We start from the raw sequence: 10,097 nt of genomic DNA on the forward strand, positions 1-10,097 counted from the left end.
GCTGTAAATTCTTAAAGAACATCGAAGCAACTACTCGCTCAAGGCCTCAGCCCCTTGCTACTTACTTCGTCGCGTCGCTGACTTGTCGTCAGCAGCGCAGAAGCGAGATTATGAACGATTTCTTTCGAATCCGTCAAGCAGTCAGAGAAATTATTTTCTTCGTCGACTGCGAGAATCTCGCCGCCAAATGAAAACCCGCTTTTGCTAGTTATTCATCTGACCACCTCGGCATATCCTCCGAGGCCGCCGTTCAAAACAATGTCGTGAACAGCGAAGACCGCTAGTCTAGCACGAGTTTTTTCAGTCGCGCAACTCCCGTCATACGGCTTTCATTGAACGTGCGGTGTTCGACCGTCGCCGTCCCGGCGACGAGGCTGCGGCTCAATGCAGTCTGGATTGCGGCGCCAGCACCTCCAGCGCCACCTTGGCCGGCTCATCGCTCTCCAGGATGCGAGGCAGCCCGGCGGCCAGGCGCGGCACGTCGGCCCGAAGGATGCGCTGCTTGACCGACGGGATCTGCGACGGATGCATCGAGAAGCTGGTCAGCCCCATACTCAATAGCAGATCGGTGAAGGCGGCATCACCCGCCATCTCGCCACAGACGCTGACGTCTTTCCCTGCAGCCCGAGCCTGTCGGATAGCGTTTGCGAGCAGATGCAGAACCGCGGGATGCCACGGGTCATAGAGATGGGCGACCGCCTCGTCGGCGCGGTCGATGGCCAACGTGTACTGAATGAGGTCGTTCGTTCCGATCGACACGAAGTCCACGTGCTTGAGTAGCTGGGGCAGCATGATCGCCGCCGCCGGCACTTCCACCATCACCCCGAGGTCGACCTCGCCATAGGCTTGGCCCACCTCGTCAAGCTGCGCCTTCACTCGCTTGGCTGCCTCCTGGACCTGACGGATCTCTGCCAGATGCGCAACCATCGGAATCAGCAGCTTCACCTTTCCGAATGCGCTTGCACGATAGATGGCGCGCAGCTGCTGCCGGAACATGCTCGGCTCCGCCAGGCTCCACCGGATGGCCCGCAGGCCCATGGCTGGGTTGAGCACGTGCTCGTGCCGGAGTTCATTGACTGACATCCGGTCCAACGGCTTGTCGGCACCGATATCGACCGTACGGATCGTCACCGGCAGGCCGGCCATGGCCTCGACCGCACTCTTATAGGCGATGAACTGCTCTTCCTCGCTAGGCAGGTCGCCATCGCGGTTCATGAACAGGAATTCGCTGCGGAACAGACCGACGCCGGTCGCACCGGACGCCAGCGCCGCCACGGTATCGCCGGGCAACTCGATATTGGCGTGCAACTCGATGCGCTGGCCGTCCATCGTGATCGCCGGCGTGTGCCGCAGGCGGGCAAGACGTGCGTTCTCGAGTTCCGACTGCCGCTGCCGGAAGCGGTATTCCTCCAGCACGATGGGCGACGGATTGACGATCACCGTGCCGGCATCGCCGTCGATGATGACCCAGTCGTCCTGGCGGATCAGTCGCGACGCTTCCCGGGTCCCCACCACGGCGGGGATGGCCATGCTGCGCGCCACGATGGCCGTGTGCGAGGTCTTCCCCCCGATGTCGGTGATGAAGCCCTGGAAGACGCTGCGCTTGAACTGGATCATGTCCGCTGGCGCGATATCCGCGGCCACGAGCAGCAACGGATCCTCGCCGGCAAAGTCCCGGGCCACCACCGCGGCCGGACCTCCGGGGGGCGCATCGTCCAGTTCCGCCGCCAGCGCGGCCAGGACGCGCTCGACGACCTGCTCCAGATCCGCCTTGCGCTCCCGCAGGTAGTCGTCTTCCATTTCGTCGAACTGGCGCGCCAGGACTTCGAGCTGCGCCGACAGCGCCCATTCGGCGTTGTAGTGACGGTCGACGATCCAATCGCGTGCCGTGTCGACGAGGGCCTCGTCATTCAGCAACAGCAGGTGGACATCCAGGAGCGCGTCGAGCTCGTGCGGCGCGTCTTCGGGCAGTTCCGCCTTCAGGCCCTGCAATTCGCGGGTGACCACGTCGCGGCCCCTCACCAAGCGGGCGTACTCCTGCTCCGCGTCGGCGGCGGCGATGAAGTAATGCGCGACGTCGACGCGGCTGGAAGCGACCAGCACCGCGCGGCCGATCGCCACGCCGCGAGAAACGGGAATGCCGAAGACCTGAAAGCTCATGCGCCGACTTTAGCAGTGGGGGGAGAAGCCCGTGACCACCACGCGACTGTCACGGTTCGTTCACTTGAAGGTCACCGACGCGTCACCCCGCCCACTCAGCATCGCGGCCATCACTTCAGCGAGGCTTTGCCATGAGGGATCTGCCGCTGCCTACCCTGCCCTTCTCCGATCTGCGCCCCGCCGAAGCGCCCCGGAGGTCACTTCCAGCCAGCTCGCAAGATGCCGTTGTCGATGCTGCGCGCACTCGCTTCCACGTGGGTTGGGCGCGCACGGAGGACGAAGTCCGTCAGGCCCAGCGCCTGAGGTACCGGGTCTTCGTCGATGAGATGGGGGCGCGGCTGAGCGTGCCTGCCGGCGCGCCCGCCGGGCACGACATCGACCTCTTCGACCCGTTCTGCGAGCACCTGCTGGTGCGCACGCTCGACAAGCACGGACAGCCCGGCGAGGTCATCGGCACCTACCGCGTGCTGACGCCGGAAGCGGCCCGCCGCGCCGGCGGTCTGTACAGCGAGACCGAATTCGACCTGACCCGCCTGCGCTCGCTGCGTCCGCGCATGGTCGAACTGGGTCGCTCGTGCGTCCATCCGGATCATCGCAACGGCGGCGCCATCATGGCGCTGTGGGGCGCGCTCACCGAATTCATGGTCCGCAACGACCTGGACACGATGATCGGCTGCGCGAGCATCAGCATGCGTGACGGCGGCCACTACGCCGCCAGCCTCTGGCGTCAGCTGGATGCCAGCCACATGGCCGACATCGCCTGGCAGGTGCGTCCGCGACTGCCGCTGCCGGTCGACGAGCTGCGCCAGGACCTGGCGGTGGAACCGCCGCCGCTGATCAAGGGTTACCTGCGTGTCGGCGCGCGCATCCTGGGCCGTCCGGCCTGGGATCCGGACTTCAACACCGCCGACCTGCCGATGATCATGCGCATCGCGGATCTGCCGGCGCGGTACCGGAAGCACTTCCTGGGGGCTTGAACAGCCCGACCAGATCGAGGTGCCAGGCCTTGCGGCTACTGGCCTTCGCCGAACTTGTCGTTGACCAGCGCCGTGATGGCGTCGTGCGCGGGCTGTTCGTCCTCGCCGGAGGTCTCGAGTTCGACCTCCGCGCCGATGCCCGCCGCCAGCATCATGACGCCCATGATGCTCTTGGCGTTCACGCGGCGGCCGTTGCGGGTCATGAAGACCTCCGCCTTGAATCCCCCCGCCAACTTCGTCAACTTCGCCGAGGCTCGGGCATGCAGGCCCAGCTTGTTGCTGATGGTGAGGGTCGACTTGATCATGAGCAGGAAGGTTGGGACGAGGAGTTGTTGGAGGCGCAAGGCGCCGTCGCGTCGCACAGGATGCCCTGGGTGCCGCCCTGGCTGGCGCGCTGGACCAGCGCATCCAGGCCTTCGCCGGCGTAGCACAGCGAGCGCCACAGCATCGGCACGTTGACGCCGGTCAGCACCTTCACCTGCTCGCCCTGCAGACGCAGCGCGGCGTTCGTCGGTGTGGCGCCGTAGACGTCGGTCAGCACCAGGGTCTGCTGGTGCCCGGAAGCGTTGATCAGCGCACGCGCCTGCGACTCGACGTCGTCGGCGCTCATCTCCGGCGTCACGTCCAGCACCCTCAACTGCAAGGAGCAATGCGGAAACGTGTGCTCGGCCACCTGCTTCAGCGCGGTGGCCAGCGGGGCGTGAGCGATCAACAGCAGGCCGGACATGTCGATCATTATCGTGCGCCGCAGCATGAAGCGGGCGTGGCTCGCACAAACCCTCAATCGTGGGGAGGGCGCCCTCCCGCCTCCACCTCAGGGAGGGAGTTCCACCGACCCAAGGAAGACGTCCCAGGCTTCCGGATCCAGGCGTTCGCCTTGCATCAGCAGTTGATACAGACGTCCGCCGCGGGAGAACACGGCTTGGCGCACCTGCTGGCGGGGTTGGCCGGCACGGGCCTCGAAAGCCTGCTGGAAAGCCTCCGGATCGGCCGAGATGCCGCGCACGCCCAGCGGCGCGGAGGCCTGCGCCTCCATCTGCCGGGCGATGCCTTCGTGCATGCGACGCATCGCCGCGGAAGTCGCCCCGGCATCGCCCAGATCGGTCCAGGTCAACGAGAACTGGGCGCCCCGGGCCTTGCAGCTCAGCGACCGCACGGCGACCGCCTGGCCCGACGGACCGGGTTGCGTGCGCTCCTCGCGGTCCGGCTTGCAGGGAAACATCAGTTGCGCCTGCGCCCCTTCCGGGCTCACCTTGCGCCAGTTCAGGGCCGGGCTGCAGCCGGCGGCCAGCATCAGCGGGAGGAGAGTGACGAGCCAGGTCGACGGTCGCATCGGACGATTATGGATGGCCCACAATGGCCCGATGAGCGAAGCGAACTCCCCCACGCCCTCCGCCATGGCCCTGAAGGGCGTGCGCGTGCTGGATCTCTCCCGCGTCTTGGCCGGCCCCTGGTGCACCCAGACGCTGGCCGACCTCGGCGCCGACGTGATCAAGGTCGAGCGCCCCCCGAAGGGCGGTCATCCGGGAGGCGACGACACCCGCGGATGGGGCCCGCCCTATCTGAAGGACCGGGAAGGCCAGGACACCGCCGAAGCGGCCTACTACCTCGGGGCGAACCGCAACAAACGCTCGGTGGCGATCGACATCGCCAGCCCACGGGGTCAGGACTTGATCCGGGAACTGGCGCGACGGGCGGATGTGCTGGTCGAGAACTACAAGGTCGGCGACCTCACCCGGTACGGACTCGACGCCGCAGCGCTGCTCGAGATCAACCCGCGGCTGGTGTTCTGCTCGGTGACCGGCTTCGGACAGACCGGTCCCTACCGCGACCGCGCCGGCTACGACTACGCGGTCCAGGGCTTGGGCGGACTGATGAGCGTCACCGGCGAGGCCGACGCGCAACCCGGCGGAGGACCACAGAAGGTGGGCGTGGCGGTCGCGGATCTGTTCACCGGCATGTACGCGACGGTCGCGATCCTCGCCGCCCTGCGTCACCGCGACGCGACCGGCCAGGGCCAGGTCGTCGACATGGCCCTGCTGGACACGCAGGTCGCGATGCTGGCCAACCTCGGCGCCAACTACCTGACGACGGGCAAGGCGCCCCGCCGCATGGGCAACGCGCACCAGAACATCGTGCCCTACCAGGTCTTCCAGGCCAGCGACGGCCACCTGATCGTTGCAGTCGGCAACGACGGCCAATTCGTCAAGTTCTGCGAACTGCTCGGCCTGCCCGAGCTCCCGCGCGATCCGCGCTACGCCACCAATTCGCAGCGGGTCCGGCATCGCGAGGAGCTGGTGCCGCTCCTGGCCGCGCGTGTCGCGGAGCGCCCGAGACAACACTGGCTGGATGCGATGGAAGCCGCCAAGGTGCCAGGCGGCGCGATCAACGACCTCTCCGAAGTCTTCGACGACCCGCAGGTCCAGCACCGCGGCATGGTGGTCTCGATGGCGCATCCGCAAAGCGATGCGCTGCGCGTGGTGGCCAGTCCGATGAAGTTGTCTGAAACGCCCGTGGCCTACCGATTGCCCCCGCCGCTCATGGGGCAGCACACCGACGAGGTTCTCGCCGAACTCGGACACGGCCCCGACGCGATCGCCGCATGGCGCGAGGAAGGGGTCATCGCATGAGCAGCAGGGAACAAGACCAGGACCAGGACCAGGACCGGTCGCCAGCGCCTGGCAGCAAGGGCGTGAACATCGTGCTCGTTCACGGTGCCTGGCTCGGTGCCTGGGCGTGGAAGCGGGTGCTCGGGCCGCTTCGGGCGGCCGGCCACCGGGTGTTCCCGGTGAGCTTGAGTGGCGTCGGCGAACGCGCCCATCAGCCGCATGCGGACATCCGCCTGCAGACGCACATCGACGATGTGAAGGCGGCCATCGAGTGCGAGGAACTGACCGACGTCCTGCTCGTCGGTCACAGCTACAGCGGCATGGTGATCACCGGCGTCGCGGACCAGATGCCTGACCGCATCGCGCGACTGGTCTACCTGGACGCCGTGGTGCCGGAACCGGGCGAGTCCTGGTCCAGCCGCCACACGCCGGAGACACAGGCTCAGCGCCGCGAGTTGATTTCGAAGTTCGGCCACCTCCCGGTGACCGAGCCGCACGGCATGGGGCTGAAGCCCGAGGACTTCGACTGGATGATGCGCTGCCAGCGCCCGCAGCCGGGCGGCGTCTACGACAGCCCGCTGGACTTCGACCAGACTGCCTGGCTTCAGCGCCCGCGCACCTTCATCGACTGCAACCGCCCCGCCCTCCTCACGATCGCCGCCGCGCGCGAGCGCGCCCGTGCCCAGCCCGGCTGGGAACTCTTCGAGATCCCGACGGGTCACCAGGTGATGGTTTCCGCTCCAAGGGAACTCACCGAACGTCTCCTCATGCTCGCCGGGCGCCAAGCCCGGGAGGCTTGACGGAACGTCCGCAATCCGCCCCCGATCCCTGGGCAATCGTGAGCCATTTCACGCCATCCACCCAGGGGGGCGATTGCCCCCGACTCACGGGATGGCCTCCCCCGGGGCCGCGCGGAACCATGGCGCCTCCCTGCCCCGGCATGCCGCCGGAGGCTCACAAGAACGAGAGAGCATGTCCCGCCCGCCCCCTTCCATTGCCGCGCCGCTGGCTGCCAATGACATGGCGCAGCCCCCGAGCGATTCGCAATGGGGTGACATCGTCCAGCAGCTCGGCGCCGAAATCGCCGGCCCGCTGAGCGCGGCACTGGAGCGGATCCACACCCTCATCAGCACCGGCCAGATCGATCGCCAGGGTCTGCGATCGCTGCGCGACTCGGTGGCGCAGGCGCGCGAGGCGGGCATGGTGAGCCAGCAGTTGGCGCGACTGGCGTCCGGGCGACTGCGGCTGTCGCGCGAGCGCGTGCCGCTGACGCAGGTGCTGCGCGGCGTGCTGACGCAACGCAGCCGCGAGACGCAGGCGCGCGGCATCCAGATCCGGCAGCTGCTGCAGCCGATCGAGGTCCACACCGACGCGTCGCTGCTGTTCTCGCTGCTGAACGCGGTGATGGACTGGGCGCTCGCCAACACGCATTCCTCGCTGGAGATGCGGCTGGACCTGACGCCGTGGCCCGCCAAGGCGCGGCTGATGTGCCGTTTCGCGCATCGCTCGCTGGACCTGGGCAGCGCGCCGTCCGCGGCGATCAACGCGCCGCCGGAGTCACTGAACTCGCTGCACTGGCGCCTGATCGAGCAGACCGCGCTGACCCTCGGCGCGCTGCCGCTGCGCGAGGACGAGGCCGGCATCACGATGCTGACGCTGGAGTTCCCGCACGTGGCCGGCGACGAGCCCGGCGTCCAGCAAGAACTGGCCCCGCCCGTCCGACCGGCACCGCCCGAGCTGGACGATCCGACGCCGTCGCACAACTCCAAGCCGCTGGCCGGCTGCCATCTGCTGATCGTCTCGCCGCGCCGCGAGGTGCGTCAGGAGATCCAGAACGCCGTGCGCCACATGGGACTGATCATCGACACCGTCGGGTCGATGGACGAAGCGCTGCAGTTCTGCGAAGAAGGACTGCCGCACGGCATCGCCTTCGAGCAGTCGATGCGCGACGCCGACTTCGACCGCCTGCGCGCCGACATCACCGGCGAGGTGCCCAGCTTCAGCTTCATCGAGGTGCTGGACGGCGATCATCAGACCCAGCTGTCGACGGCCACGGCGGAGCACATGGCGCGGATCTCCCGCCAGAACCTGCAGGACGCGCTGCCGTCGGTGCTGCTGTTCGAACTGTCCAAGGCGCTCTGAAGCGCGCTGAAGCGCTCCGGAATGCGCGCCGGCTCCCTGCGACCGCCCCGGCGTAGCGCGCCCTGACAAGCTCCTGACTTAAGCCCCACCAAAGTGATGGGCGAACAGCACCGGGCATACACTCCGCCCCATGAAGCTGCCTCGCTGGTCCGGACTCCTGCTGCTGGTTGCCGCCGTTGGTATCGGCGCCGGCCTCGCCTATGAGGGCCTGAAGCCCGAACCTGCGCCACAGGTGAACTACGTGCTGCTCGACGGCTCGAAACACGCCTCCGTGCAGGCGTGGCCGGGCAAGGTGATGCTGGTCAACTTCTGGGCGACCTCCTGCACCACCTGCGTCAAGGAAATGCCGCAGGTCATCGCGACGCACCAGAAGTACAAGGACAAGGGCTTCGACACCCTGGCCGTGGCCATGAGCTACGACCCGCCGGCCTACGTCGCCAACTACGCCGAGACCCGCAACCTGCCCTTCGGCGTCGCGATGGACAGCACCGGCGAGATCGCCCGCAGCTTCGGCAAGGTGCAGCTCACGCCGACCACCTTCCTGATCAACAAGCGCGGCGAGATCGTCAAGCGCTTCGTCGGCGAGCCCGACTTCGCCGCGCTGCACGGCACGATCGAGAAGCTGCTTGCCGAGAGCTGAGCCCTCCCTGCCCCGCCGAAACATGCCGCTTCCGAGCGGCATTTTTCATGGCCGGACGACAGCCCGCTCGGGTGCCGGGCTCCTCGCAGAACGCTCGCGAACCCCTCGAATACGCGGGTTAGCCCCGACGCTTTGCGATTCTTTTCCTCGGGTACACCAGGCTGCTGTCGCCAGATACTAGGGTAGCGACATAGCAAGCATCGCCCGCCCGAATGAACACGAACAAGAACCTGCCCGGCGCGCCTGGGACTGTCATCTCCCCCCTCTCGACCGCATCGAAGCTCGATCGACAACGAGGCCGGGCGACGCCCTGGATCCTCGGTGTCGTCGTGCTGGCCGTCGCGGCCGGCGGCTGGTGGTGGTGGAAGGGCCGCGGCGCTGAAGGCGCGGCGGGCGGTCCCGCCTCGGCGGCGAGCGGTCCGGCAGGTGCTGGTGGTCCTGGCGGTCCGGGCGCCGGCGGTGCCGGTCGCGGCGGCCGCTTCGCCGCCAACCGTGTGCAGCCCGTGTCGGTGATGCCCGCGCGGCTGCAGGACATCCGCCACACCGCGGCCGCGATCGGCACGATCACCGCCTCCAACACCGCCGTCGTGCGGGCGCAGGTCAGCGGCGTGCTGCAGCAGATCCACTTCACCGAAGGTCAGCAGGTCAAGGCCGGGCAGACGCTGGCGCAGATCGATCCGCGCGCGTTCCAGGCCGCGCTCGGCCAGGCCGAGGGCCAGCTCGCGCGCGACAAGGCCACGCTGGACAACGCCCGCATCGACCTGACGCGCTATCAGGACCTGCTCGCCAAGGACGCGATCGCGCGCCAGCAGGTCGACACGCAGCAGGCCACGGTCAACCAGCTCACCGGCACGGTCAAGGCCGACCAGGCCGCCGTCGACAGCGCGCGACTGCAGGTCACCTACAGCCGGGTGCAGGCGCCGATCTCGGGCCGCGTCGGCCTGAAGCAGGCGGACATCGGCAACGTCGTGCAGACCGGGGACACCAACGGCATCGTCAGCATCACGCAGACGCGCCCGATCGCCCTCACCTTCGCGGTGCCGTCGGCGCTGCTGCCGCAGGTCAGCGCCGGGCTGAAGGGCAAGACGTCCATGACGGTCGAAGCCTGGAGCCGCGACGGCAAGACGCGCCTGGCCACCGGCAAGCTCGCGACCGCCGACAACGCCATCGACATCGCCACCGACACGATCAAGCTCAAGGCGCTGTTCCCGAACGACGACGACGCGCTCTATCCCAACCAGTCGGTCAGCGTGAAGCTGCAGCTCGCGACCGAGCAGAACCGTCTGGCCGTGCCGGCCGCCGCGGTGCTGCGCGGCTCGCAAGGCTTCTACGTCTACGTCGTCGGCGCGGACAACACCGTCTCCACGCGGGTCGTGCAGACCGGCGCAGTCGACGGCGACTGGATGGCCGTGGACGGCAGGATCGAGCCGGGCGAGCGCGTCGTCATCGACGGCGTCGGCTTCGCTGCGGTCGGGCGGCTCAAGCTGCTGCAACTTTTGCAAGCACGAGCGGGCGCCGCCGGCGCCGTGCCGGCCTATGACCGCGCGATCAAGTCGCTCGACGAACTCG

General features: G+C 67.8%; 11 protein-coding genes. 7 read left to right on the top strand and 4 right to left on the bottom strand.

Translation table 11 applies throughout. From position 1 onward, the window contains the following. Positions 1–191 (top strand): hypothetical protein (locus VF536_RS18635; protein WP_331616356.1); only part of this gene is annotated, 191 nt, incomplete at its 5' end. Between the two features lie 190 nt (positions 192–381). Here the strand turns inward: VF536_RS18635 and ptsP are convergent. Beyond that, a complete protein-coding gene (gene ptsP / locus VF536_RS18640) occupies positions 382–2,160 on the bottom strand; it encodes a phosphoenolpyruvate--protein phosphotransferase (protein ID WP_331616357.1) in 1,779 nt (592 codons plus the stop codon). Positions 2,161–2,291: 131 nt separating this feature from the next. Between ptsP and VF536_RS18645 the strand changes: the two genes are divergently transcribed. Beyond that, entirely contained in the window at positions 2,292–3,137 is an 846-nt protein-coding gene (locus tag VF536_RS18645; protein WP_331616359.1) for a GNAT family N-acetyltransferase, read from the top strand. 35 nt (positions 3,138–3,172) lie between these two features. On the opposite strand, the gene VF536_RS18650 is transcribed toward VF536_RS18645, so the two are convergent. The 3 genes from VF536_RS18650 to VF536_RS18660 form a co-directional block, all read right to left on the bottom strand. Further along, positions 3,173–3,442, bottom strand: a complete 270-nt coding sequence (locus VF536_RS18650) for an HPr family phosphocarrier protein (RefSeq protein WP_067281479.1) — start codon at positions 3,440–3,442, stop codon at positions 3,173–3,175. Further along, on the bottom strand, positions 3,439–3,864 hold the full coding sequence (locus VF536_RS18655) for a PTS fructose transporter subunit IIA (protein ID WP_331616360.1): 426 nt from the start codon (positions 3,862–3,864) through the stop codon (positions 3,439–3,441). The genes VF536_RS18650 and VF536_RS18655 overlap by 4 nt, the downstream gene beginning before the upstream one ends. A gap of 87 nt (positions 3,865–3,951) precedes the next feature. Beyond that, positions 3,952–4,470, bottom strand: a complete 519-nt coding sequence (locus tag VF536_RS18660) for a hypothetical protein (protein WP_331616361.1) — start codon at positions 4,468–4,470, stop codon at positions 3,952–3,954. A 31-nt stretch (positions 4,471–4,501) separates the two neighbouring features. Here VF536_RS18660 and VF536_RS18665 point away from each other — a divergent pair, with 31 nt between their 5' ends. The 5 genes from VF536_RS18665 to VF536_RS18685 all read left to right on the top strand — a co-directional run. Beyond that, positions 4,502–5,767, top strand: a complete 1,266-nt coding sequence (locus VF536_RS18665; protein WP_331616362.1) for a CaiB/BaiF CoA-transferase family protein — start codon at positions 4,502–4,504, stop codon at positions 5,765–5,767. Then, positions 5,764–6,546: an alpha/beta hydrolase gene (locus VF536_RS18670; RefSeq protein WP_331616363.1), complete on the top strand. Its 783-nt coding sequence runs from the start codon at positions 5,764–5,766 to the stop codon at positions 6,544–6,546. The genes VF536_RS18665 and VF536_RS18670 overlap by 4 nt, the downstream gene beginning before the upstream one ends. Positions 6,547–6,718: 172 nt before the next feature. Next, positions 6,719–7,888, top strand: coding sequence for a hypothetical protein (locus VF536_RS18675; protein WP_331616364.1), 1,170 nt, complete (start codon positions 6,719–6,721; stop codon positions 7,886–7,888). A gap of 130 nt (positions 7,889–8,018) precedes the next feature. Next, positions 8,019–8,528 carry a TlpA family protein disulfide reductase gene (locus VF536_RS18680; protein WP_088407718.1) on the top strand — a complete coding sequence of 170 codons (510 nt, stop codon included), beginning with the start codon at positions 8,019–8,021 and terminating at the stop codon, positions 8,526–8,528. Positions 8,529–8,740: 212 nt separating this feature from the next. Next, positions 8,741–10,097 (top strand): efflux RND transporter periplasmic adaptor subunit (locus VF536_RS18685; protein ID WP_331616365.1); only part of this gene is annotated, 1,357 nt, incomplete at its 3' end.

It is taken from the genome of Roseateles sp. (assembly GCF_036486225.1).
Taxonomy (GTDB): domain Bacteria; phylum Pseudomonadota; class Gammaproteobacteria; order Burkholderiales; family Burkholderiaceae_C; genus Roseateles.